Annotated in this window: 27 protein-coding genes and 2 pseudogenes; 3 read left to right on the plus strand and 26 right to left on the minus strand. The window is 38.1% G+C overall.

Annotated elements, in window-relative coordinates:
- Window positions 1-25: 25 nt before the first annotated feature.
- From AC3ANL_RS16465 to AC3ANL_RS16575, 23 genes and pseudogenes are all read right to left on the minus strand, one after another.
- Window positions 26-253, minus strand: a complete 228-nt coding sequence (locus AC3ANL_RS16465) for a sulfurtransferase TusA family protein (RefSeq protein ID WP_488325493.1) — start codon at window positions 251-253, stop codon at window positions 26-28.
- A gap of 23 nt (window positions 254-276) precedes the next feature.
- A complete protein-coding gene (locus tag AC3ANL_RS16470; RefSeq protein ID WP_488325494.1) occupies window positions 277-1,404 on the minus strand; it encodes an MBL fold metallo-hydrolase in 1,128 nt (375 codons plus the stop codon).
- A gap of 49 nt (window positions 1,405-1,453) precedes the next feature.
- Window positions 1,454-1,849, minus strand: a complete 396-nt coding sequence (locus AC3ANL_RS16475; RefSeq protein WP_488325495.1) for a DsrE/DsrF/DrsH-like family protein — start codon at window positions 1,847-1,849, stop codon at window positions 1,454-1,456.
- A 19-nt stretch (window positions 1,850-1,868) separates the two neighbouring features.
- A complete protein-coding gene (locus AC3ANL_RS16480) occupies window positions 1,869-2,441 on the minus strand; it encodes a sulfurtransferase TusA family protein (protein WP_488325496.1) in 573 nt (190 codons plus the stop codon).
- Between the two features lie 47 nt (window positions 2,442-2,488).
- Window positions 2,489-2,623, minus strand: a pseudogene (locus AC3ANL_RS16485) (rhodanese-like domain-containing protein); the annotation flags it as partial.
- A gap of 21 nt (window positions 2,624-2,644) precedes the next feature.
- Window positions 2,645-3,124, minus strand: coding sequence for a DsrE/DsrF/DrsH-like family protein (locus AC3ANL_RS16490; RefSeq protein WP_488325497.1), 480 nt, complete (start codon window positions 3,122-3,124; stop codon window positions 2,645-2,647).
- 210 nt (window positions 3,125-3,334) lie between these two features.
- Complete coding sequence (locus AC3ANL_RS16495) at window positions 3,335-3,598, minus strand: metal-sensitive transcriptional regulator (protein WP_488325498.1); 264 nt, start codon at window positions 3,596-3,598, stop codon at window positions 3,335-3,337.
- Window positions 3,599-3,610: 12 nt separating this feature from the next.
- Entirely contained in the window at window positions 3,611-3,985 is a 375-nt protein-coding gene (locus AC3ANL_RS16500) for a hypothetical protein (protein WP_488325499.1), read from the minus strand.
- 177 nt (window positions 3,986-4,162) lie between these two features.
- A complete protein-coding gene (locus AC3ANL_RS16505) occupies window positions 4,163-4,546 on the minus strand; it encodes a DUF302 domain-containing protein (RefSeq protein WP_488325500.1) in 384 nt (127 codons plus the stop codon).
- A 462-nt stretch (window positions 4,547-5,008) separates the two neighbouring features.
- Window positions 5,009-6,061, minus strand: a complete 1,053-nt coding sequence (locus tag AC3ANL_RS16510) for a sulfurtransferase TusA family protein (protein WP_488329751.1) — start codon at window positions 6,059-6,061, stop codon at window positions 5,009-5,011.
- Between the two features lie 63 nt (window positions 6,062-6,124).
- Window positions 6,125-6,951 (minus strand): annotated as a pseudogene (locus AC3ANL_RS16515) (NAD(P)/FAD-dependent oxidoreductase); the annotation flags it as partial.
- A 216-nt stretch (window positions 6,952-7,167) separates the two neighbouring features.
- Window positions 7,168-8,643, minus strand: a complete 1,476-nt coding sequence (locus AC3ANL_RS16520; protein WP_488325501.1) for a recombinase family protein — start codon at window positions 8,641-8,643, stop codon at window positions 7,168-7,170.
- A 16-nt stretch (window positions 8,644-8,659) separates the two neighbouring features.
- A complete protein-coding gene (locus AC3ANL_RS16525) occupies window positions 8,660-8,797 on the minus strand; it encodes a hypothetical protein (RefSeq protein ID WP_488325502.1) in 138 nt (45 codons plus the stop codon).
- Between the two features lie 139 nt (window positions 8,798-8,936).
- The gene (locus AC3ANL_RS16530) at window positions 8,937-9,158 is read right to left on the minus strand and encodes a YozE family protein (protein WP_488325503.1); all 222 of its coding nucleotides are present in this window, start codon (window positions 9,156-9,158) and stop codon (window positions 8,937-8,939) included.
- A gap of 210 nt (window positions 9,159-9,368) precedes the next feature.
- Window positions 9,369-9,653 carry a YokU family protein gene (locus AC3ANL_RS16535; protein ID WP_488325504.1) on the minus strand — a complete coding sequence of 95 codons (285 nt, stop codon included), beginning with the start codon at window positions 9,651-9,653 and terminating at the stop codon, window positions 9,369-9,371.
- Window positions 9,654-9,664: 11 nt separating this feature from the next.
- A complete protein-coding gene (gene kamA / locus AC3ANL_RS16540) occupies window positions 9,665-11,104 on the minus strand; it encodes a lysine 2,3-aminomutase (RefSeq protein WP_488325505.1) in 1,440 nt (479 codons plus the stop codon).
- Between the two features lie 141 nt (window positions 11,105-11,245).
- Window positions 11,246-12,640, minus strand: coding sequence for a sigma-54 interaction domain-containing protein (locus AC3ANL_RS16545; protein WP_488325506.1), 1,395 nt, complete (start codon window positions 12,638-12,640; stop codon window positions 11,246-11,248).
- A 63-nt stretch (window positions 12,641-12,703) separates the two neighbouring features.
- Window positions 12,704-13,558: a putative beta-lysine N-acetyltransferase gene (gene ablB / locus AC3ANL_RS16550; protein ID WP_488325507.1), complete on the minus strand. Its 855-nt coding sequence runs from the start codon at window positions 13,556-13,558 to the stop codon at window positions 12,704-12,706.
- A gap of 154 nt (window positions 13,559-13,712) precedes the next feature.
- Window positions 13,713-15,134 carry an aldehyde dehydrogenase family protein gene (locus AC3ANL_RS16555; RefSeq protein ID WP_488325508.1) on the minus strand — a complete coding sequence of 474 codons (1,422 nt, stop codon included), beginning with the start codon at window positions 15,132-15,134 and terminating at the stop codon, window positions 13,713-13,715.
- A 74-nt stretch (window positions 15,135-15,208) separates the two neighbouring features.
- Window positions 15,209-16,477: a peptidase gene (locus tag AC3ANL_RS16560; protein WP_488325509.1), complete on the minus strand. Its 1,269-nt coding sequence runs from the start codon at window positions 16,475-16,477 to the stop codon at window positions 15,209-15,211.
- Window positions 16,478-16,498: 21 nt separating this feature from the next.
- The gene (locus AC3ANL_RS16565) at window positions 16,499-17,164 is read right to left on the minus strand and encodes a 3-oxoacid CoA-transferase subunit B (protein WP_488325510.1); all 666 of its coding nucleotides are present in this window, start codon (window positions 17,162-17,164) and stop codon (window positions 16,499-16,501) included.
- Window positions 17,149-17,841, minus strand: coding sequence for a CoA transferase subunit A (locus AC3ANL_RS16570; RefSeq protein WP_488325511.1), 693 nt, complete (start codon window positions 17,839-17,841; stop codon window positions 17,149-17,151). The genes AC3ANL_RS16565 and AC3ANL_RS16570 overlap by 16 nt, the downstream gene beginning before the upstream one ends.
- Window positions 17,842-19,197, minus strand: a complete 1,356-nt coding sequence (locus tag AC3ANL_RS16575) for an aspartate aminotransferase family protein (RefSeq protein ID WP_488325512.1) — start codon at window positions 19,195-19,197, stop codon at window positions 17,842-17,844.
- A 253-nt stretch (window positions 19,198-19,450) separates the two neighbouring features.
- Here AC3ANL_RS16575 and AC3ANL_RS16580 point away from each other — a divergent pair, with 253 nt between their 5' ends.
- Window positions 19,451-20,803, plus strand: coding sequence for a TrkH family potassium uptake protein (locus AC3ANL_RS16580; RefSeq protein WP_488329752.1), 1,353 nt, complete (start codon window positions 19,451-19,453; stop codon window positions 20,801-20,803).
- A gap of 65 nt (window positions 20,804-20,868) precedes the next feature.
- Here the strand turns inward: AC3ANL_RS16580 and AC3ANL_RS16585 are convergent, their stop codons facing one another.
- Entirely contained in the window at window positions 20,869-21,063 is a 195-nt protein-coding gene (locus AC3ANL_RS16585; protein WP_488325513.1) for a YjcZ family sporulation protein, read from the minus strand.
- A 113-nt stretch (window positions 21,064-21,176) separates the two neighbouring features.
- On the opposite strand from AC3ANL_RS16585, the gene AC3ANL_RS16590 reads away from it, so the two are divergent.
- Window positions 21,177-21,770 carry a DUF502 domain-containing protein gene (locus AC3ANL_RS16590; protein WP_488325514.1) on the plus strand — a complete coding sequence of 198 codons (594 nt, stop codon included), beginning with the start codon at window positions 21,177-21,179 and terminating at the stop codon, window positions 21,768-21,770.
- Window positions 21,771-21,899: 129 nt separating this feature from the next.
- Here the strand turns inward: AC3ANL_RS16590 and msrB are convergent, their stop codons facing one another.
- Together msrB and msrA are read right to left on the minus strand one after the other, a co-directional pair.
- The gene (msrB, locus tag AC3ANL_RS16595; RefSeq protein WP_488325515.1) at window positions 21,900-22,331 is read right to left on the minus strand and encodes a peptide-methionine (R)-S-oxide reductase MsrB; all 432 of its coding nucleotides are present in this window, start codon (window positions 22,329-22,331) and stop codon (window positions 21,900-21,902) included.
- Window positions 22,321-22,812 (minus strand): peptide-methionine (S)-S-oxide reductase MsrA, encoded by a 492-nt coding sequence (gene msrA / locus AC3ANL_RS16600; protein ID WP_488329753.1) that lies wholly within the window; start codon window positions 22,810-22,812, stop codon window positions 22,321-22,323. Before msrA ends, msrB begins: the two co-directional genes overlap by 11 nt.
- 200 nt (window positions 22,813-23,012) lie before the next feature.
- On the opposite strand from msrA, the gene AC3ANL_RS16605 reads away from it, so the two are divergent.
- Complete coding sequence (locus tag AC3ANL_RS16605; RefSeq protein WP_488325516.1) at window positions 23,013-23,765, plus strand: DUF4397 domain-containing protein; 753 nt, start codon at window positions 23,013-23,015, stop codon at window positions 23,763-23,765.
- Window positions 23,766-23,770 lie beyond the last annotated feature (5 nt).

The following is a 23,770-nucleotide window of genomic DNA, read 5'->3' on the forward strand; positions in this document are numbered from 1 at the left end:
GAACCTAAGTTGGTTCCCTTAATTTTTACCCTTTTTTAATCCAAAACTTTAACACGCCATTTTCTTCTTCATGTTTTAATAATTCATGACCGCCTGACTTAGCCCAAGCCGTTAGGTCATTTTTTGCCCCTTTATCTGTTGTATGAACTTCTAACACTTGCCCTGAATCAAGTTCAGTAATAGCTTTTTTTGTTTTCACAATTGGCATAGGACAAGCTAACCCTTTTGCATCTAATACTTTTGCAGCTTCCATTTCTGTATTCCTCCTATTTTTGATTATCGAACCGCGCAGCGGTTTGGTCCGATTTCCATTTCTCTTTGTTTGTCTAAATCAGGATTTATTTTCCCCATATTTGTTTCACGAATCTCTTGATAAGCGTTTGGCTGTGGTGGTAGGTTTTCGGTTACCATTTTTCTGAATTCTTTTTCATCTTCTATGTTAAGACCATGATTTTTTGCGAACAATGTTCCTAATTTTTCCGACACACTGCCATCATCATTTAATTCGTCAATTATCATAAAATGGGCAGGAAGAACAATTAGGTCTTCTGATAATTCCCTGTAACGGTTATAAAGCGTTTCTCTTAAATCCCCCACCCAATCTTCCGCTTTACCTGCTAGGTCTGGTCTTCCAATTGAATCGATGAATAAAATGTCTCCTGACAGTAAGAACTTCTTATCAACAACAAATGATGTAGATCCAATCGTATGTCCGGGAGAAAACAACGCGTGAATATTAATGGTAGTATCACCGATTGTGACCTCATTACCGTCTTCGAGTGCTTGGTAGTCAAAAGTTACTTCTGTTGCATCCTTTGGCGGAAGCCAGTAAGTTGCGCCAGTTTTCTCAGCAATTGTTCGTCCTCCAGAAATATGGTCAGCATGAAGGTGTGTATCCAAAACATGAGTTATTTTTGCACCGATACTTTCAGCAAAATCAATATAGATGTCAGTCATTCGCGTAGCATCAATCAAAGCAGCCTCACGATTAGAAATAACCATATAGGTTAAGCAGCCTTTACCAATTCTTACAAACTGGTAAATTTCTCCTCCTTTATTTAAATCTCCAACTTTAACGGGTTCTAAATGTTCACTCCAAGCTTTCATTCCACCTTTTAGATAAGAAACAGATAATCCTGTTTCAGAAAGCATATCGGCTACCATAACCGATGAGCCTTCCTTTGCACAAACGACTAATACTTCCTTATCAGTTGGAATTTTTTCAATAATTCCTTCTACACCATCAAGTAATTCAAAGTACGGAATATTTAAATACTCAAAGTTTTCACCATCGATTTTCCAATCTTGAAAATCACTTTCGTTTCGAACATCTAGAATAAACAATTTTTCTTTATTAAACACTTTTATTGTTACTTCTTTTGAAGTCATTACATTAACAGTCATTTTCTTTTTACCCCCTATGGTATTATTATTTTTAAAAAAATATGCAAGATTAAAAAGTTAGGGTTACATCCGCGTCTTTCGCAAATTCTAAAAATGTAACAGCTCCACCCACTTCAATTCCATCTACAAAACTTTCTTTTTCTAATCCCATTACATCCATTGTCATTTGGCATCCGATGAATTTCACACCCATTTCTTGTGCCATTGCTGATAGTTCAGGAATAGATGGAACGTTTGCCTTTGCAAAACCTTCTGCGAAATGTTCTTTCCCTTCAGGCATCGGAAGTTGTTTGTTAGCATCTTTGTGGATTAAGTTTAAACCTTCAAATGTAAAGAAAATAGCCACTTCCTGATCAGTTGCTGCGGCTGCCGTTGCAATATTGAATACCTTGAATGCATCAAATAATCCACCATTACTTGCAATAATCGCTACTTTTTTATTCATTGTTAATTCCTCCTAGTTTTTAGTTATTGATACCTGTTGTTTTACCATTCCATTGACTCATACCTGGTACAACATTAATTACGTTTGTAAAACCGTTTTCCGTTAATTTCTGTGCAGCAAGATCGCTGCGGCTACCAGTCCGGCAAACCACAAAAATTTCAGCTTGTTTATTTAATTCATTTAATCTGTTTTCCAATTCACCTAATGGAATGGAGATAGCGCTAGGAATATGGTTAAAAGCATATTCTACAGCTTCTCTTACATCGATAACTACGATGTTTTCATTTGCTTCAAGCTTTTTCTCTAAAAATTCATTATTAATAACATTTGGGTGCATTTTTTCATTGGTTTCATCACTAGACTTACGAAGGTAATGCTTTAGTACATCTCCTTCTTCAATTGTACCGAGATATTCGTGTCCTGTACTTACTGCCCATGCTTTTATATCAGCTTTTGACCCTTTATCTGTTGCTTGAATTTCTAAAACCCGCCCTGATTCTAAATTATTCATAGCCTTTTTGGTTTTCACTATGGGCATGGGACATGCCAATCCTTTTGCATCTAAAATGACGTTTGCTTTCAAGTTCTCCATTTTAAGCCTCCGTTTATACCCATAAGGGTATTATTTTGTTTGAAAATTTATTCAACTTTACCTTCCCAAGCAAGTATTCCACCGTTCATGTTAATCATGCCTCCTTCTACATTTGTTACTTTTGAAAATCCTAATTTTTTTAGGATCTTGCTAGCCTGACTACTTCTCATACCACTTATGCAGGGAAAAATCCCTATCCCTATTTAAATAAACAGATTTACATTACCTTCCTCAGCATCAGCTAAATACGCAGCCACACCTGCGTATTCAATGTTATCTAATAGTTCCTCTTGTTGAAGACCTAATAAATCCATTGTCATGGTACATGCTACGAGTTTTACATCCTGCTCTAGAGCCAATTCGATTAATTGAGGCAGAGGCATCGCATTATGCTTTTTCATAATATCCTTGATCAATTTAGGACCGAATCCAACCAAATTCATTTTTGAAAGTCCCATTTTGTCAGCGCCTCTTGGCATCATTTTCCCAAACATTTTTTCCATAAAGCCTTTTTTCACCGGAATATTTTCTTCTTTACGTAGAGCGTTTAATCCCCAAAACGTATGGAAAATGGTTACTTCATGATCATAAGCGGCAGCACCATTTGCTATAATATAAGCCGCCATTGCTTTATCATAATCTCCACTAAATAATACAATTGTTGTTTTTTTCAGTTCATTCATTTATTGACCTCCTTCACGTATCCTTAAATACCCGCTTAGGTATTTTATAATTCAAAAAAAATCAACCTTTTTTATCCAAAACTTTAAAATGTCATTTTCCTCATCATACTTATTTTTGTAATATTCATTGTTTCATCCTCCTATTAATAAATTACCATTACCCCTATAGGTATTAATATTAGTAAAAATAAAAGAGGGTGTCAACCCTTTTTATCTACTTTTTACTAGCAAATTAACAGCTTCTTTTACTATTTCTTCCATGTTTTTTTCCCCATGCTCATTCGCTTTTTGAACACAATCCACTAAATTGGAACTAACAATTACTCCAATAGTGCGATCAATGGCACTTCTAGTTGCAGATAACTGGGTGATAACTTCTTTGCAGTCCTTATTTTCTTCCATCATTTTTAAAATTCCTCTTAACTGTCCTTCAATGCGTTTTACTCTATTTTTCGTTTGATCATTGTATTCCATGTTTTTACCTCCTTAACAATTAGTTTCTATTTTTGAGTAATTTTCATTTAATAATTTAGAATCCTTAATAATTGTATATCCAACAACATGAACTCTCATTTTTCTTAAATAACGTGTTCCTATATTTTTTTCCAGTATGCTTGATACAATTAAATGTAAATCCCTATTTGGGATTTGGTTTAAATTTCTTTTTAAATAAGCATAAGGGATAATAATCGCTCCTTCAATTGGATTCTTATATGATTCGTTAAAATCCCTTATGTCTAAAAGGTTTATCTTGTCCAATTCAAGATCTTTGAAATTGGTACAACAAACACCAAAAACTGGAAAATATCTATTATACAAAATTAAGGCTACAACTGTGGCAGTTATCCCAAAAAATATCATTTGACTCCTCCTTCAATGAACTAATTTCATTGACGAGTTTTATAATATACCCATATAGGTATGTTGTCAATAGTTATAACTTAAAAAGTAATTCACGTTGCAATACAATAGAAAAAGACCGCGATTAATACGGCGGTCGGATATAATATTAAAATTAAAGAAGCCGTTATTTCTCGATTAAACACTTTTATCGATACAACTAATTAAACGATCTTCAATGTCTTTTGCAAGTAGTTTCAGCTGTTCATCATGCAGAAGGTTTATAAGCGCGGTAGGTTTAGGCATCCCAATTTTCGTATGTCCAGTATCTTCATAAACAACTATTTTACATGGCAGGAAATACCCTGCCAATTCGTTTTCATTTAACACTCTTTGTGCTTCATAAGGGTTACATACTTCGAGAACTTTAAACTGTTTATGTAACTCTAGCCCCTTTTCCTGAAGCTTTTCATTAATGTCAAACTTCCATAAGACACCAAATTTTTCGTCTTTTAAGTTCTCCTCTAGACTTTGAATCGCTTCATCCAAGTTTTTTTTCGTAAGAACCGTATAATCAAACATTATCATTATCCTTTTGTAGTTATTGTATATCAATTGAAATGGCAATCTTTTGGTCACCATTATATATTACCCTCCATACAATAAAATTAACGTTGGCTATTGTAAATTCACCAGAATATTGTATAATACACAGTAAAATGATAGGAATTAAAGGAATGAAGGCTGGATATGCGCTTTTTTAAAAAACTTTTTATGGAACAATGTCCAATATATAACAAAGTATTGGAAACTAAAAAATCCATTTTTTTAAATTCAATTGTCATAAAATCATGTCCGGATCAACATTATCAAAAAGAATTTCATCCAGCTTTTGAAACATATATTGAAAGTCATAAGGTTTCTTAAGATCCAATAGGAAAGAAGGTAGCTTTCATAGCTGCCTTTTATTTTTTTGTCCATTCCGTAACAAGTATGGAGATTGTTCATTCTACCTAATTATGGATTTGGATTTGAACTTTATCTTTATTTTTTTTCAATCCAAAATTTAATGACATTTTTATCTTGTTCTGTTTTTAAAAGGGTGTGACCAGCATTTTTCGACCAAGCAGGAAGGTCATTTAGGGCACCTCTGTCGGTTACATGAAGCTCTATTACTTGTCCACTATCCAATGACTCAATACCTTTTTTAAGCTTAATAATTGGCATCGGACAAGTTAAACCAGTAACGTCAACTACTGTATCAACCTTTATTTCTTTTACACCTTCTACAATTGTGCCGCCAAGGTCTTTTGTTTTGGTTTTAACATCTTTGTTAATATTACTTCCGAACACAGAAGAATAGGTTTTCCAGCCCCCATCCACATTTTTAACTTGATATCCATTATTTTTTAGAATCCGGCTTGCAAGATACCCTCTTAATCCAACTTGGCAGCTGACATAAATCGTCTGTGCCGTTGGAAGTTCCTCTAGTCGATTCCTTAGGTCATTTAAAGGAATATTGATTGAACCTTTAATAAATCCAAATTCACGCTCCATTGGTTCACGAACATCTATTAATAGTCCTCCACCAGCAGCAATTTCATCTACCTCATGCCACTGAATCATTTCCAATTCACCTTCCATGATATTAGTAGCCACATATCCAGCCATATTTACAGGGTCTTTAGCCGAAGAATATGGTGGTGCGTAAGACAATTCAAGGTTTGTCAAATCTTCAACAGTTAATCCGCCTTTGATTGCCGTTGCAATCACGTCAATCCGTTTATCAACACCATCTGCTCCAACTGCCTGGGCACCAAGGATTTTACCTGTCTCTGTGTCAAAAATTAATTTTAAGGCAATAGGGGCTGCTCCAGGATAATAACCTGCATGAGAGCTGGGGTGAATATGGACCACTTCATAAGAAACACCTAAACGTTTTAAAAGTTTTTCATTGTTTCCAGTAGCAGCAACCGTTAAGTCAAACACTTTAGCTATTGAAGTGCCCAATGTTCCTTGATACTTCTCATTTTTACCCATCATATTATTAGCAACAATTCGTCCTTGGCGGTTTGCCGGCCCTGCAAGCGGGATCATTGCCTTCGTTCCGCTAATATAATCAACAACTTCTACCGCATCCCCAACAGCATAAATATCTTCATTAGAGGATTGAAGAAATTCATTAACAACAATTCCTCCGCGCTCTCCTAACTTTAATCCTGCAGTTTTAGCTAATTCATTCTCTGGTCTCACGCCAATTGAAAGAATCGTCATTTCTGTTTCGATTTCTGTACCATCAGAAAGGATAACCTTCTTCCCTTGGTCAGCAAAGATTTCACACCATTTTCTACTATTAAATTCACGCCTTTTTCTTTTAAATGGGTGTGTAAAATACTAGCCATTTCAAAATCAATCGGAGCCATAATTTGATTAGCCATTTCAATAATGGTGACATCGATTCCTCTATCCACTAAGTTTTCAGCCATTTCTATCCCAATAAACCCTCCACCAATAACAACTGCCTTCTTAGGCATCTTCACATCAACATAGTTTTTTATTTTGTCTGTATCAGGAATATTCCTTAAGGTAAATAAAGTCTTATTTTCATTTAATCCTGGGATAGGTGGTACAATTGGTCTTGCTCCAGGTGATAATAATAACTTGTCAAACGCTTCTTCATACACTTTACCATTTTGAAGATTTTTGATGGTTACTTTTTTGTTTTCAGGATCAATGCTTAATACCTCACTTAAATTGCGGATATCAAGATTAAACCGTTCTGACATTCCTTTAACAGTTTGCACTAACAATTTGCTTCGGTCTTTTATTGTTTCACCAATGTAATAAGGTAGTCCACAATTGGCAAATGAAATATGTTCTCCTCGTTCCACAAGGATGATTTCCACATCTTCGCTAATCCTTCTTAATCTTGCAGCAGCCGTTGCTCCTCCCGCAACTCCACCTACAATAATAATTTTCTTTTTCATTTTAATCCCTCCAAATTTATATATGTTGCATTGTCTATTCCGGAATTTTTCAACATTGAATATATACCCATAGGGGTTATATACCTATAAGGGTATTATAAAACGCAAAAAAAAAATGTAAAGCCTATTTGTTAGACTTTCATATTTTCTTCACAATTAAGGATAAGGTTCAAATTTTTTAACAAAGTTCTTTACAAAAAAGGATCAGCCATCTATTTAAAGCCATTCAATTTCAATCGTGACTTCTGATGCTTCTTTTTTTGTATTATGATTTGTTATTTCATTCGTCGAGAACCAAATTCTCTTAATAAATGTTTTAAGGAAAGTATTACAATCTTCTGGATCGAGTGTCTCTATCCTAGTTAACATTTGAATTATTTGTTCTAAACGTTGTTGTTCTTTATCAGTATGAATCAGGTTTTCTAATTGGATGTTAATTAATTCAATCTGTTGGATAACTTGTTGGATTTGTCCATCGTTTTCTTCAGTCAGTTCAAGAAATTCACTTTTACTTATTTCTCCATCCGCCCTCATAATCGTTAAATTTCTTTGTCTCTTTTCAAATCGTTCTAATTGCTTCTCCATTGATTCTTTCTGGTTTGTTAACTTATTTTCTTCATCAATCGTATCAAGGGATTTTAATTTTGCTAATGATTTTTCAAAATCTTCCTTTTTATCTTTTATCTTTTTTATTACATAATCCTCTACCTGAAGATACTTATGTCCTTTATCCCTGCAAGTGTTATTGCTTATTTTATAAAAACAAGATTTAATAAAATCAGTGCCGGCCCCATCCGCTTGGATGTATCGTTTTCTTCCACAGCAGTTACAATAAATTAGGTTTTGCAGTCTCCTTGATGCTTTCTTTTTATTAAAAAAATGACCAGTTTTATTTTCATCCAATATTTTCTGAACTTCTAACCATTGCTGCTTTGGAATAACTGGTTCGTGGGCATTTTCAACAAATACTTGATCAACCACTCTACCGTTCACTCGTCTGCAAGCTTTGACTACACCATAATAAACAACATTTCTTCTTGCTGTTGAAATATGAGAAGTGGTTAAAACTTTTCCACTCCTGCTTCTCCACCCCAGCGTATCTAATTGTTTGGCAATTTCATTCGCGCTAACCCGTTCTAAAGTTTTTTCGAATATATGCCTGATGATTTTTGCTTCCTCTTCAACTATGACTAATCGTTGATTATCGTCTTTTTCATAACCCAATGGTGTCTTATTACTCATTGTCCATCTTCCCTGCTCTGCGGCGGCCAAACGCCCTCTACCCAAACGCTTACGAATTTGCTTATATTCAAAGTTTGCTAACATTGCTTGGAATGAATAAAGCATTTCATTACTTTCTTGAGTAAGATCAATTGCCCCTTGTGGTGTCAGGAGTTTAATGTCATGTGCAATTAACATTGTTTTGACATGTTCAGCATATGCATTGTCACGGGAAATTCGGTCTATATCCATGACTAAAAGATAATCGTATTCATCTAACTTTTTAAGCAATTTATTCAATTCCGGTCTTTCAGTGTTAACCCCACTTGATATTTCTTGATATATGTCAAATGTTAATTTATGTTGGTTAGCCAGTTTAACCAGTGCATTTCGATGGCTTATTAATATTTCTTCAATATCCAATTGCTCCTCATTTCTTGATAACCGTAAGTATATTGCAGCCAATGCCATTTTTTTCGCCCCACCCCTATGTAATATAAAAACATTTCAGCTTTAAATCGAATAAAATTAGAAAAATAATATCTGTTATTTTTCCGACCGTACCATAAATGGTAATCACGACCGTATCACCAATCTTATACTTCGGTTTTTTTCTTTTTGCCATGTCCTCCCATCCCCTCAAATGGATTAGTCGTAAATTTCGATTACAATAGTATATGCACCAATTAAGATATCGGGCACGTCTTTTAAAAAATGAAAAAATCGCCTCGTTGCTTCGAGGCGATGACATGGTATAGCGATATTTAGCTTTCTGAAATGATATATTCCTGCCAGGCTTCATCAAAAACAGTCATAGATTTTAAATATTGTCCATTCAGTTCCAGATATGTACTGATCTCATGGTAATCATAGGATATCTTTGGAAATCCATGATCTAAAAACGCATCGTTAGCAAATGTACTAATGGCATCCTTTGGTTCAGGGTGTCTATATTTCATTAAAAAATGATAAAAAGATTTTCTCATACCTAAACGCCTTTCTTAACCAATTTGGAATCCTCATTTTCTTAAAAATACTATAACGGATACTTATAGTCTCGTCCAGTTTTACAATAGACATTGGAAAAGAATATCCCAAACACAAGGTCAGACCTCACAACTCAACCTATGTTTGGACTATTTGTAATACGCCAAACTATTGAGATTGAATGTGAGGTCACCCCTTTAAATTTCTGGTTAAGATGAAAAATCAAAGTAATTCTTTTTCAATAATCGAGGAATCTTCATTAACTCCTCAAAGGAAATAACTTTTCCAATTTGCTTACAATCAATTAAAAACAACTGGTTTTCTATTTCTTTAACAATAACTTCGCTTTGATAAACCATGTCACAATCATGGCAGTGACATGTGGGTGTTGTAACAATTTCAATTGCACGAGAGCCGTCTGGTAATTCCCAGAAGACGGAATCCACTGTTTGTTCTACGCGAGTACCGTTGCACCATTCACATTCTATTTTCACTTTATCCGCCCCTATTCCTTTACCGACTCCGTTGGATTGCTTTTATCTTCTGTGTTTTGGTTTCCCTTTTCTTTCTCCGTTAAAGCTTTAAATTTCTTATCCTTTAACTCATCCCGTTTACTTCGCTTATCCTTTAATGAAGAATGTCCGGGATCTTGATAATATTCCTTACGGCGATTAAGCCTTGTTAACCCTTCTGGGACAAGATTAAAATGTTGATCATTCATGATACCTGCAATCCCGGCTAATGATTTTTTATTTGCTATATCAGGGTACACTTCTTCAAAATATCCATCTGCTCTGCCGGGGATATAGTTTTCCGGCTCAGGATAGGATGTAATCACCCCTTCAAAGTTGCGGAGGACGACCTTTTCTGGACTTTGAGAAATTAAATAGTTCGGCTGTAAGGCAATTTTCCCACCGCCGCCAGGGGCATCCACGACAAAGGTTGGGACTGCATAGCCACTTGTATGTCCACGCAGTCCTTCAATAATTTCGAGTCCCTTCGAAACAGGTGCACGGAAATGGCCGATTCCTTCTGATAGATCACATTGATAAATATAGTATGGACGGACTCGAATTTTGACGAGGTCATGCATCAGCCGTTTCATGATTGGGACACTGTCATTAATTCCGGCTAAAATAACAGACTGATTTCCTACCGGTACACCGGCATTAGCAAGCATTTCACACGCCCTTTTGGAGTCCTCGGTAATTTCAATTGACGTATTAAAGTGCGTATTTAACCAAATGGGATGATATTTCTTTAAAATATCGCAAAGATTTTCTGTTATGCGCTGTGGAAATACGACCGGTGCCCTAGTACCGATCCGAATTATTTCAACATGATCAATTTCCCGCAAATTTTTTAAAATATATTCCAAAATATTATCATTAATTAACAGACCGTCTCCCCCGGATATTAACACATCGCGAACCTCAGGTGTTTCCCTAATATAGGAGATGGCGGCATCAAGCTGTTTTTTTGGCACCCCCATGCCAATCTGTCCTGAAAAACGTCTTCGTGTACAATAGCGGCAGTACATAGAACATTGATTGGTAACTAGGAAAAGCACTCGATCAGGGTAGCGATGGGTCAGTCCTGGTACTGGAGAATCCTCATCCTCATACAATGGGTCTTCAAGGTCATATTTTGTTTTATACATTTCCTTTGAAATTGGTACGGATTGCATTCTAATTGGGCAGCGTGGATCGTCAGGGTTCATTAAGGAGGCATAGTATGGTGTAATATTTAAAGGAATGGTTTTTGTTGAGATTCTTACCCCCTCTTCTTCATCGGGAGTTAGGTTTATTACCTTTTTTAAATCCTCTAAGGTCCTTATCGTATTTGTTAATTGCCAAAGCCAATCATTCCATTGTTCCTCCGAAATATCCTTCCATAGCTCTATATCCTTCCAATGCCGGTTTGGTTTATATAAAAAGGGTTTCATAGTAAATTCCTCCAATCTTGCTTCATTAAAACATATGCAAGAAATGTGCCAAATTTTAAAAAGGCCTTTTAGAGTTGATTTACTTGAAGAATTTCATTTATAAAATCTAATTAATTAAAATACCGCCGAAAAACCGGCGGCTCATTCAAAGGTTTTCTTTAGCTTATATTGCAGTGTTTGCCTAGGAATCTCTAGCAGCTTGGCAGCCTGTTGGATATTCCCCTTACTGATGTCAAGCGCCTTCAATATAAGTCTTTTTTCTACCTCATCGAGATTTTTTCTTAACGATAGGCTGTCAGGCGGGTTACTTTTACCTTTTGATTGAGTGCGATACTGCCTTAACATGACGGGTAAATCGTCCAGCTGCAATTGCTCTCCTTCACATACATTCATCATATATTCAATCGTATGTTTAAGTTCACGGACATTTCCAGGCCATTGATAGTCAATAAAGAATAACTCGAGTGTGGATTCCAGCCCTATAATATCCTTTTTAAGTCTTTGATTATACTCTTGAATAAAGTAATCTGTTAAAAACAATATATCCTCTTTGCGATCCCTTAATGGCAGGAGAGAAAAGGTAAATACATTTAATCGGTAATAAAGGTCATTCCGAAGCAGCTGGTCTTGAAGGGCTTTTGTGGGGTGGACATTCATGGCTGCAATGACTCGCACATTTACGGCAATATTTTGCGAGCTTCCGACCCTGCGAACCATTCCGTCCTCTAACACTCTTAACAGCTTTGGCTGAAGTTCCATGGGCATGGTATGTAGTTCATCAAGAAAAAGCGTGCCTCCGTCTGCTAGTTCAAATAGCCCTTTCCGATCCACTGCCCCAGTATAACTCCCCTTGGCTGTCCCGAACAGGATACTTTCGAGCAAGGTTTCAGGGATAGCCGCACAGTTCTGTGCAATGAAGGCACCGTTCGATCGAAGGGATTCATGATGAATGCCTTGAACAAATAGCTCCTTCCCCGTTCCAGATTCACCATAAACAAGAATCGGAGAATCTGATTTTGCCAGCTTTCTTGCTTCCGCTTTTATATTCAAAAAGGAAGAATTCACCGTCCTCAAATCACTTAGGGTAAAGTTTACTTGTTTTGATACCTTTTTGTTATTGCTTTTATGAAAGCCTTTTTGCAAATCTAATAATCTTTCCGCCAGCAGCTTCATCCGCGAATAATCTTTTGCAATTTCCACGGCGCCAATGATTTCAGCTCCTAGAAAAATAGGCAGGGTTGTATTGATGGTGTCAATCCTTGCCCCATGAATATTCACATATACCTGTGTTTGATTGTAAATGGGTTTCCCCGTTTTAATCACTTTCAAAAGGGTGCTCGACTCTTCCGTAAGAGAGGGGAATGCGTCTATCAAATGCTTACCTTGTACCTCCCATACATCCATTCCATCATGCTTGGCGGCGACTTCATTATAAAAAATGGTCTTTCCTTCGGTATTAACTACATGTATTCCTTCATCAATGCTTTTCAGAATCGCTGTCAATACTTCTTGTGTTAATGCCATTAATTGAGCCACATTATTCACCTGCCTTTCTGCCGGTAATTAGGAGCCGAAAAATAGGCACACCGAGCCGAAATTTTAGCAGTTTGCCAGATTCTTAACCCACATATTCATATTTTCAAGTTTGTCATATATATAGCAATTATTCATCATTCTGCCTCGATATTCGTACCCTAACTGAAATAACGCTGCATTCATGCCGAAGGACAATGCCCTAGCAATTGAATAGGCACAAAAGATGCCGTTTTTCCTTAATTCCTTTTCAAGTTCCTGAAGGAGAATCTTCATCAGTCCATATTTCCTGTGTTCGGGAATAGTTGCACAATCGGTTAATTCCGCATTTTTATAAAACAGATTGACTTCAGCAGACGCGGCACTGACGATTTTCCCATGATAGGTAAAAACATAATAAATGGTCCCGTCCTTTATTGTTTTCTTGATATATTCCGGGTCATTTAATGGAGTTGGATAGATTTCAAAAACTTGTTTATATAAGGCAGATAGTTCGACAGCCCTACTTTCATCGACCTTACTCAATTCATATTCCATCGGGAGACGTGTATTTTTCATTGAGGATTCTAATTGATAAATACTATGAATCATTCCGTCTTCTGTTATCCAATGATCATTTTTTTTGCGCTCCGGTATGTAAAATTTAGAAAAAAAGTAAGCATCAGAGCCAAGGAAATAGCGATCAACGACCGCCTCAGGCTGTAAACCTGCTTCCAAAAACGTTAAAAAATCTTTACCCCTGCCTTTTATAATGAGTTTTTCTGCTTGATACTGCTGGACAAGCTCCTCTATTTTATTTAACATGAATTTTATGTTTCCTCGATAATCATCAACCCGTATTCTTTTATTAAAGGGGTCTAGAAAAGTTTCCAGAAAATAGCCGCTTTCTTCTAAAAAAATGGTTGACGCGGTTTGGTTCATGTTCGGTCACTCCATTCCATTATCCTTAAAAAAGGCTGTCTAAAACTAGGGGTCAGACCCCACAACCTCAACATATCGCTGAATTTCCCAAATAGGCGACTATTTATTGAGTGTTAACGTGAGGTCCTACACTTTTGAGACATTCTCTTCTTGATTACTCCAGCTTAAAACTAATTAACTTAAGCTCGGTCATTTCTTCGACTGCATACTTGATACCTTCTCGTCCCATACCGCTTTGCTTCACACCGCCATATGGCATTTGATCAACACGAAAAGTTGGTATATCGTTGATCATGACACCGCCCACTTCTAGTTTTTTTGCGGCATGAAGGCCGTGATGGATATCATTTGTAAAGATGCCCGCTTGAAGGCCATATTTGGAATCATTCACACGTTCAATCGCTTCTTCGATTGTGCTAAAACGATTGATATGAACAACCGGAGCAAAAATCTCCTCACATGAGACCTTTTCAGTTAAAGGGACATCCACAAGGACAGTCGGCTGGAAAATACCTTCCAAATAATTACCACCCAATGACAATGCAGCTCCCGCTGTAACAGCTTCGTCCACCCATGCTTTCGTGCGGTCTACGTCATCTCTTGTAATTAAAGCCGAAATATCGGTGTCTTCGTCTAAAGGATTGCCTGTTTTTAACTTTTTCGTCTCAGCCACAAACTGTTCCACAAACGTTTCCATGATCTTCTCATGGACAAACACCCGTTGAATACTAATGCACACCTGCCCTTGGTAAGTATAGGCACCCGTTACAATCCTAGGAATGATTTTTTCCAGACTTACTCCTTCGTCGACAATGAGGGCAGAATTGGAGCCTAATTCCAATGTTACCCGCTTTAGACCAGAATTTTCACGGATATATTTTCCCACTTCCGGGCTGCCGGTGAAGGTAATCATTTTTATTCTTTCATCGTTCATCAACACGTCCCCAACAGCACGCCCACTGCCTGTTACAACATTTAAGGCACCTGCAGGCAAGCCTGCTTTATGGAAGAAATCGGCGATTTTGTATGCGGACAATGGTGTCTGGCTTGCAGGTTTTATGACAACAGTATTTCCTGCGGCAATCGCTGGGCCGACTTTATGAGCAACGAGATTCATAGGGAAATTAAACGGTGTAATGGCTGCAATCACGCCAAGTGGTTCTCTACAAGTAAAAGCAAGTCTCCCATCACCGCCTGGTGCGGCATCCATTGGGACCGTTTCTCCATGAATCCGCCTTGCTTCATGCGCTGCAAAGGTGTAGGTCATAATGGTCCGATCTACTTCCATTCTAGCCGCTCTCAAGGGTTTTGCCGCTTCTTGTGAAATCAGCTTAGCACATTCTTCTCGTTCTTCACGTAAATATCCTGCCACTTTTTCCAAAATTTCAGCTCTTTGATATGCAGGCAGCTCTTTCATTAACGTTGCAGCTTGTTGAGCAGACGAAATGGCAGCCAATACATCATCTCGTTCTGCTACAGCAATATGGGCAATCGTTTCCAAGTTATAAGGGTTTTTCAATTCTACAAATTTAGATGTGGAGCGGTAATCACCGTTAATCCAAAGTAACTGTTTCAATGTTTTAAGCCTCCTCAATTCATGCTATAACTCTATTATAGCAATTCTTGACAAAAACAGGTCATAACCGGGACTTACTCGGCAATTTCGCACCATTTGAGAAGTGTTAAAGCAATGATTTCACTTGCCGCAAACAGATCCTCAAGGATAATGTGTTCATTTGCATCATGAGCTATTTCGGTTATTCCAGGACCGAATACGACAACGGGGGTATTTCCTATAGTGGAAAGAATTCCGCCGTCTGTTCCCCATGGACTGGCTTCAATAACAGGAGCTTTGCCCTTCACTTCAATGAAGCTTTGTGTCAGTTCGTTCATCAATGGATGGTCACTATCAAGACTCCCCGGCTGCCATCTGCCCCCAAACCACTCAAGTTTTAAGGGATGTTCCTTGAGCCAGACATCTTTTTCTTGCCATTCTCTCAAGCAATTTTCCATTTCCTGCTGTGCTTCCATAATTGTTTCTTCCGGCGACACACCCATCCTTCCTTCAATAATGGCGCGGTCAGGAACCGATGACGGCCATTCTCCACTTGTCATCTTTCCTATATTGATTGGGATGGGGATCGGAATTTTTTCAAAAAGAGGGTCTGTAATCTTGGCATTACGATCTTTCTCTAATTGTTGTAATCTTTGAATCACAAGAAGTGATTTTTCAATGGCACTCACCCCTTCGTATCTCGTTCCCCCATGTGCCGCTTTACCATGTACAGTTATCCTAAACCACATCGAACCCTGCTGCTTTGGGAAGATCTTCAGATTGGTTGGTTCAGGAATAATGGCCCCATCAGCATGATACCCTCGTAAAACGGCCGCAAGAGTACCTGCACCACCGCTTTCTTCTTCTATTACACTTTGAAAAATAACATCCCCTTTAAGTTTTATTCCACTAGCAGTAATTGCTTCTATTGCCATTAAAAGGGCCGCATTACCGCCCTTCATATCGGTTGCACCCCTGCCATAAAGTTTGCCGCACTCAATGGTTCCACTGAATGGATCACATTTCCAACTTGCACCATCCCCTACTGGAACCACATCAATGTGGCCATTTAATATGATAGATTTTCCACCCCCATTGCCTTTAAGTACCGCTACTAAGTTTGGATTACCTTCAAAGCTTTGGCGGTCACAACAATATGCCGGATGATTTTTTAGTTCAATACCGTCAATTTCCCAAATATCTAGTGCTAAGCCGAGTTGACGGCATTTTTCAATCACAATTGCTTGTGTACTGCTTTCGTTTCCTCTTGTGCTTTTTTCTCGGACAAGTAATTGGAGAAATCTTGCTGCACGAGCTCGATTTTCTTTTATCCATTGACTTATTTGAGTTTCATATTTTTTCAAATGCTTCACTCCTCAAGAAGCTTAATAGGGAATCTTCCGCACCTTTTCATTAATGGTAAATGCACATCCCGTTTTATTTACCACCTCTGCTAAGTGGTATGGTGCAAACAGTTCAGTTAAATGCAAGCCCTCCTCGGATATCTTAAAGACAGCCAATTCGGTGATAATAAGGTCAACGCATCGGGAGGATGTTAATGGTAATGTACAGCTAGTAACAATTTTCGGATTGCCATGTTTATCGGTATGATTCATGACGACAACAACCTTGTTAGCTTTTTGGGCAAGCTCCATCGCTCCCCCCATGCCAGGAACCTTTTTCCCAGGAACAATCCAATTGGCAAGGTCGCCTTGTTGACTAACCTGAAGAGACCCTAAGATCGTCATATCAACCCTCCCTCTGCGAATCATCGCAAAGGCAACGGCACTATCACAGTAGGAGCCTCCATTGTTTAATGTGACCGGAAAGCCGCCGGCATTGCAAAGATTCTCATCTTCTTCCCCTTTAACAGGACTCGGACCCATTCCAGTAATTCCATTTTCAGCATGAAACATCACCATTGTCTCCTTTGACAGGTGGTTTGGAACAAGTGATGGAATACCGATACCAAGGTTCACAACCATTCCGTTTTGTATTTCCTCTGCTGCTCTCTTCGCCATTTGGTTTCGAAAATCTACGCCCATGCCCATTTCCAATTCACCCCCTGTGAGGCAATCACATAATCTACAAATACTCCTGGCGTAATGATTTCATCAGGCGCAAGACTGCCCATTGGGACAATTTCTTCTACTTCAGCAATCGTAATGTCCCCTGCCATTGCTACCAGTGGATTGGTGTTGCGAGCACTCTTGTCATAAATTAAATTCCCGTACACATCTGCCTTTTTGGCATATACAATGGAAACCTCTGCAGTTAAGGCCGTTTCCACAAGAAAAGTTTTTTCACTGATAGAAAAAAGTGGTTTATTTTTTGTGACTAAGTCATTATCAAGGCCGATATCTGATAAAATGGCCGCTAAACCAACACCACCGGCGCGAATTCTTTCTGCCAAGATCCCTTGCGGAGAAAACTCTACCTCCAGCTTTCCATCGTGCATTAGCTGCCCCGCGATGGGGTTTGAGCCAATATGAGAAGCAATCACTTTCTTTGCTCTTCCTTTGCTAACTAATTTACCAATGCCAATATGAGGGAAACCAGTATCGTTGCCAATTAAAGTCATATCACGGATATCTTTCTCTATTATCCCATCGATTATCGTAGGGGGAGTACCCACACCGCCAAATCCACCGAACATTAAGGTCATACCATCATGAAAAAATTCCATTACCGCTTGTAAGCTGGTAACTTTACCGAATGGATTTTCCATTTAGCGATCACCCGCCGTTCCTGAATTCAATTGGTTTGAAAAAGCTGTAAAGGTGTCTTTTAGTAAAGAAACGAGAATCTCAATCTCCCTTTTGCTAATGGTTAACGGCGGCGATATGATAATAGCGTCACCGTTTATCCCGTCAATCCCTGCTCCTGCAGGATATACGAGCAGCCCTTTTTCTCGGGCAAGCCCCACAAGTTTCTGGGTTATGTTAGCCTTCCTTGGAAAGGGTACTTTTGTGTTTTGATCCTCGACTAACTCTATTCCAAGTAATAATCCTTTACCGCGAACATCACCGATTAATGAAAATTGCCTCTTTAATTTATCAAGGAGTTTTTTCAAATAGACGCCCTTACAATCTACTTCTTTCATAATCTTATTTTTTTCTAAGTATTCGAGAACGGCTAATGATACTGCACATGATTGAGGGTTGGCACTCAAGGTGTGCCCACTCATGACAGACCTCGATCCCGCTAGAATTGGTTCCATTACCTTATCACTCGCTACCGCCGCAGCAATGGGGGCATAGCCTGCTCCCATTCCTTTACCTAATGCCACAATATCAGGAACAACATCCCACTGCTCGCATGCAAGCATAGTCCCTGTCCGTCCGAATCCTGTCATCACTTCATCGGCAATAAAAAGAATGTCATTTTCTTCACAGATTTTTTTGATCGTTTTAAAATAATCCTTTGGTGGTGCAATCGCCCCTCCCGCCGCACCGATCACAGGCTCCGCTATAAAGGCTGCGATTTGCTCAGCCCCCATTCTCTTTATCGCTGTGTCCAATTCATTTGCACACATATATCCACAGGTTGGGGCCTCAAGATTATATGGACAACGGTAGCAATAGGGGGGATTGATGACAGGAAACTCCTCTAAGAGTGGAGCAAATCTGGCTCTTCTTCCAGGATGGCCAGACATTGAAAGTGCGCCTAATGTAATACCATGATAACTAACCCATCTTGAAAGGATCTTCGTCTTTGTTTGTACTCCCCGTTCCTGCCAATATTGAATGGCCATTTTCATGGCCGTCTCAGTTGCTTCTGAACCGCTGTTAACAAAAAAACTCCAATTGAGCTCACCAGGGGCCCATTCTGCTATTTTTTGGGCTAGATTTTCAGCCGCCTCACTTGTAAATTGGGAGCGATACACAAATGAAACCTTTTTTGCTTGCTTCTGCATCGCTTCAATGATTTCAGAAACACCATGGCCAATATTTGCCGTAACCGCGCCAGATGCAGCATCAAGGTATTTTTTTCCGTCCATATCAAATAAATAAATCCCTTTGCCATAATCTATGACCGGGTATTTTTCATCAAGCATCGGTTTTATGAGAAATGAATTTTCCACAAAGACACCACTTTCATAATAAAGTCAGAATGTATTCTTACTTCGTTCACGGTCTTTATCCAACACCGAGCATAGTGATCTATTCTGCTTAAACAATAGGCTTACTTCATTATATGAAGAGGTTTTTCATTCTATCATCTTGAAAAGCTCTGACTAAGAAATAATCCTTATCAATCATCGGTCTCTTTTACTTTTTCTAAAAGTTATTATAGAATGACTGTAGATTACATAAGGAAAGGGCCCTATGGACACAATTAAAAAACTTAAATTAAAAACAAAAGAATTATCAACGATACAATTAATTGTTATTTTTTATTTGTCAGCTTTAATTATCTCTACACTTTTATTAAAAATACCACTTGCACATCGTGAAGGGGTTTCACTGAGTTTTATCGATGCTATGTTTACCTCAGCAAGTGCTATTAGTGTAACCGGGCTAAGTGTTATTTCAATTAAGGATACCTTTAGTAATTTTGGGATTTTTTTGTTAAGCCTAATCCTTCAATTGGGTGGACTTGGGGTTATGTCTTTAAGTACTTTTCTTTGGATTATGCTTGGTAAAAAAGTGGGATTGAGGGAAAGACAGCTGATTATGATCGATCAGAATCAATCCAATCTCGCTGGTCTTGTGCAGCTGGCAAGGCGAATCTTAATTATTTTTATTAGCTTTGAATTTATTGGCGGTATTATTCTAGGATTCTGCTTTATGAAGTATTTCCATACCCCCCTATCTGCCTTTAAGCATGGATTTTTTGCCTCCATAAGTGCCACCACTAATGCCGGATTTGATATTACCGGTGAGTCACTTTATCCATTTAATAATGACTACTTTGTCCAGACTGTCATTATTATTTTAATGATTGTCGGGGCAATTGGGTTTCCCGTAATGATTGAGATTTATGAATTCTTTTTAAGCTTGCGGCGGAAGAAAAGATTTCACTTTACCTTATATACAAGATTAACCACAATTACCTTTGTTATCCTAACAATAGTGGGGGCATTATTAATTTATCTTCTTGATAGTCAAAACTTTTTTGTAAATAAGACATGGCATGAATCCTTTTTTTATTCTCTATTCAACTCGGCAACAACTAAAAGTGCGGGATTAGCGACAATGGATATCAATGAGTTTACACCCAGCAACCAGCTGTTTCTGTCGATATTAATGTTTATTGGCGGCTCACCGAGCAGTGCAAGCGGCGGAATCAGGACAACCACATTTGCCATTGTTATTTTAGCCATCATTTTCTATGCACAAGGAAAAAGTACGGTCAAAATATTTAGACGGGAACTATTTAGCGAGGATATCCTTAAATCATTTATTGTGCTAACAACAGGCGCCTTTCTGTGTTTAAGTTCGATTCTCATTTTATCTATTACCGAACAAGGCACCGTTCTCGAAGTCATTTTTGAAGTTACTTCCGCTTTTGGTACAAATGGACTATCCTTGGGATTAACACCTAATTTAACTACATTTGGGGAAATCCTGATCATCATTCTCATGTTCATTGGTCGAGTTGGGATTGTAACGTGTTTACTTATTTTACGTGGCAAAGGTAATAAGGAAAAATTCAATTATCCAAAGGAAAAGGTTACAATTGGTTAAATTATTGACTAGTTATTCCATACAAGTAAAAAGGCTGTCCCCAGGGGTCAGCCTTTTTCTTGTTATCAAAAGTTCCAGCTTGCGCCGATAATAATTAATAAAATAAACAACACGACGATTAACGCAAAGCCGCCAAAACCGCCAAAACCAACCCCGCATCCACCTACAGGGTATGCGGGATAACCGCAGCATCCATCAAATCCACCATATCCACCATATCCACCATATCCACCATATCCGCAACCATGATACATAAACATTCACTCCTCGATAATTTGTTTCTTTTCCATGTTACTTTATGAACTAGACGCTTGACCTGTATGTGCATTCGCCTATATTATGAAAGACGATGATAATTTTTGTAGGTGATAAGATGAAATCAGTATTAAAGAATTTTATTAACGGGATTTTAACAATTGTCCCAATTATTTTGGTGATCTATGTAATTTATAAAACCTTTTTATTTTTAGACGGTTTGTTGGGTAATTTTCTAAAACCCTATTTCCAAGAGGATTACATTCCTGGTATTGGTTTACTGACAACCATTATTTTAATTACGATTCTAGGCTGGATGTCTACAAAATATGTAACCGGAAAACTAATTAAATTAATTGATCGACTGCTTGAAAAGATACCCGTTGTCAAAACAATATACTCTGTCATTAAGGATACGGCACAATCATTCCTTGGGGATAAAAAATCGTTTTCTAAGGTGGCATTGGTGGTTATTCCGGGCACAGAAATGCGAAGTATTGGATTTATAACTTCGGAGCAATTAGAGGATTTTTATAGTCCCTTAAAGGGCCATGTCGCAGTATACATTCCCCAAACATTCCAGGTTGCTGGATTTACTTTTTTAATTCCAAAGGAACAAGTGGAAGTCATCGATGTAAAGGTCGAGGATTCGATGAAATTTGTCCTTTCAGGCGGAATGACTTCATCCTCTAAACAGAAAGTAAAAGATTGAAAAAATGATGTGAATGCCTCAAAAAAAGGGTCAGACCCCACAATTTCAACCTATCGCTGAACTTTTCCTAATAGCGGTTATCGATGGATTGTTGATTGTGTGGTCAGACCCTATTTTGATATTTTCTATTTATTTCGCTTCAAACAGCTTGGTAAATTCTCCGTATCCTTCTTGCTCGAGCTGATCCTTCGGTATAAACCGTAATGCAGCGGAGTTAATACAATAACGCAATCCAGTTGGATTGGGTCCATCATTAAAGACATGACCCAAGTGAGAATTGGCTGCCTTACTTCTTACCTCTGTCCGTACCATAAAATGACTATAATCCTCTTTCTCAATCACTTCTTCGTCTTCTAGTGGTTTCGTAAAGCTTGGCCAGCCACAGCCTGCATCAAATTTATCAAGTGAACTGAATAACGGCTTTCCAGAAACAATATCTACATAAATTCCATCTCTCGTTTCATTCCAATATTCATTTCTAAATGGAGGCTCTGTGCCATTATTTTGCGTTACTTCATATTGAATGGGTGACAATTCCTTTTTCAAATCTTTATTTTCCATGTTTATTCCCCCAATGACTTTCGATAAATCCAGCACGGCCTGACCCGACATGGTAGGACTCATAATGGGCACGATTTTTCTTATAATAATGCTGATGATATTCTTCCGCCGGATAAAAAGGTTTTGCCGGCAAGATTGGCGTTACAATCGGCTTGGCAAATCGGCCGCTTTCTTGTAGAACCTGTTTTGATTCTTCAGCAAGCTGTTTTTGGATTTCATTATGATAAAAGATTGCGGTCTGGTAGGATTGACCGCGGTCATAAAACTGGCCGCCCGCGTCAGTTGGATCAATTTGCTGCCAAAATAATTCAAGTAATTTTTCATAAGGAAAAACGTCCGGATCAAAGGTAATTTGTACTGCTTCATAATGTCCGGTGCTATCTGAGCAGACCTGCTGATAGGTAGGATTTTCTACTTTGCCACCGGTATACCCTGACAAAACACGAATAATCCCCGGTTGTTCATCGAACGGCTTTACCATACACCAAAAACAGCCTCCGGCAAATGTTGCTAACTGGTGATTAGTTTCCAAATTCCCACCCCTTTTCATATTACATAAAAGTATACCGAATGTTTGTTGAAAAATAAACTTTACCGCCCGCAGCCAAGTTGGAATTTAGACACCTACCCATATCTGATTGAATAAATTATCGTGTAATCCAATCGGAAGGAGTTGAAACCATGTCTGAGAAAAGAAACCAAGCTGATTATCTTCAAAAGGCGACGATGTATGATTTGTTAGCACAGTATTATAAATATACAAACCCAAATTTACACATGCATTTCTATCTTAAGCATTATAAATACATGAATAAAGCAATGAACCTCATGCGCACGAATGCTCAATCATTCCAAGGCGATGCCAAAGTCCGTCTCCTTCATACCTCCCCAGACTCACCAAATGTTGATGTATATATAAATGGAAATCGGGTTATAAAAGATTTAGCCTTTAAACATGTAAGTCAGGATTTATTATTGAAGTCTGGCAAATATCATATTGATATCTATCCTGCTGGTAATATGGTCGATAGTGTATTAAACAAAAAAATAACGATTGAGTCCGGACAGTCGTATTTGTTAACAACCATAGACCCGGTCAAAAAAATGCGTCTGCTCGTGTTTTTGAACCAGCCAGAGGTTCCTTTAAATGAAGCAAAGGTCCGCTTTATCCACTTATCACCTGATTCCCCTGCACTTGATTTTGCCGTTAAGGATCGTGACGTTATTTTCCCAAATGTGTCTTATAAACAAGCAACAGATTATTTAGGATTAACTCCGATGACCGTTGACCTAGAGGCACGCAAAGGTAGCAGCAAAGAAATTCTGATCCCGATGCCACAGTCACAATTTAGGGCGAATGAAAGCTACACCATTGTTTTTCTTGGTTTATCAAGTGGGGAACCCAAATTCCAATTTATTACCATCAAAGATTAATTTCA

Source organism: Neobacillus sp. DHD-1R (assembly GCF_057747995.1).

Bases quoted from the DNA above. Each gene is read 5' to 3' on its own strand.
- AC3ANL_RS16585 (WP_488325513.1), bottom strand. From the start codon at position 21,063: ATGTTTATGTATCATGGTTGCGGATATGGTGGATATGGTGGATATGGT.
- AC3ANL_RS16480 (WP_488325496.1), bottom strand. From the start codon at position 2,441: ATGGAGAACTTGAAAGCAAACGTCATTTTAGATGCAAAAGGATTGGCA.
- AC3ANL_RS16495 (WP_488325498.1), bottom strand. From the start codon at position 3,598: ATGGAATACAATGATCAAACGAAAAATAGAGTAAAACGCATTGAAGGA.
- AC3ANL_RS16530 (WP_488325503.1), bottom strand. From the start codon at position 9,158: ATGAGAAAATCTTTTTATCATTTTTTAATGAAATATAGACACCCTGAA.
- AC3ANL_RS16565 (WP_488325510.1), bottom strand. From the start codon at position 17,164: ATGGGCATGGGCGTAGATTTTCGAAACCAAATGGCGAAGAGAGCAGCA.
- AC3ANL_RS16510 (WP_488329751.1), bottom strand. From the start codon at position 6,061: ATGATCCCGCTTGCAGGGCCGGCAAACCGCCAAGGACGAATTGTTGCT.
- msrB (WP_488325515.1), bottom strand. From the start codon at position 22,331: ATGGAAAATAAAGATTTGAAAAAGGAATTGTCACCCATTCAATATGAA.
- ablB (WP_488325507.1), bottom strand. From the start codon at position 13,558: ATGAACCAAACCGCGTCAACCATTTTTTTAGAAGAAAGCGGCTATTTT.
- AC3ANL_RS16475 (WP_488325495.1), bottom strand. From the start codon at position 1,849: ATGAATAAAAAAGTAGCGATTATTGCAAGTAATGGTGGATTATTTGAT.
- msrA (WP_488329753.1), bottom strand. From the start codon at position 22,812: ATGGTAAAGCCGTTCGATGAACAACCGGGGATTATTCGTGTTTTGTCA.
- AC3ANL_RS16505 (WP_488325500.1), bottom strand. From the start codon at position 4,546: ATGTTTGATTATACGGTTCTTACGAAAAAAAACTTGGATGAAGCGATT.
- AC3ANL_RS16525 (WP_488325502.1), bottom strand. From the start codon at position 8,797: ATGGCAAAAAGAAAAAAACCGAAGTATAAGATTGGTGATACGGTCGTG.
- AC3ANL_RS16605 (WP_488325516.1), top strand. From the start codon at position 23,013: ATGTCTGAGAAAAGAAACCAAGCTGATTATCTTCAAAAGGCGACGATG.
- AC3ANL_RS16520 (WP_488325501.1), bottom strand. From the start codon at position 8,643: ATGGCATTGGCTGCAATATACTTACGGTTATCAAGAAATGAGGAGCAA.
- AC3ANL_RS16470 (WP_488325494.1), bottom strand. From the start codon at position 1,404: ATGACTGTTAATGTAATGACTTCAAAAGAAGTAACAATAAAAGTGTTT.
- AC3ANL_RS16570 (WP_488325511.1), bottom strand. From the start codon at position 17,841: ATGGAAAATCCATTCGGTAAAGTTACCAGCTTACAAGCGGTAATGGAA.
- AC3ANL_RS16465 (WP_488325493.1), bottom strand. From the start codon at position 253: ATGGAAGCTGCAAAAGTATTAGATGCAAAAGGGTTAGCTTGTCCTATG.
- AC3ANL_RS16590 (WP_488325514.1), top strand. From the start codon at position 21,177: ATGAAATCAGTATTAAAGAATTTTATTAACGGGATTTTAACAATTGTC.
- kamA (WP_488325505.1), bottom strand. From the start codon at position 11,104: ATGAAACCCTTTTTATATAAACCAAACCGGCATTGGAAGGATATAGAG.
- AC3ANL_RS16500 (WP_488325499.1), bottom strand. From the start codon at position 3,985: ATGATATTTTTTGGGATAACTGCCACAGTTGTAGCCTTAATTTTGTAT.
- AC3ANL_RS16490 (WP_488325497.1), bottom strand. From the start codon at position 3,124: ATGAATGAACTGAAAAAAACAACAATTGTATTATTTAGTGGAGATTAT.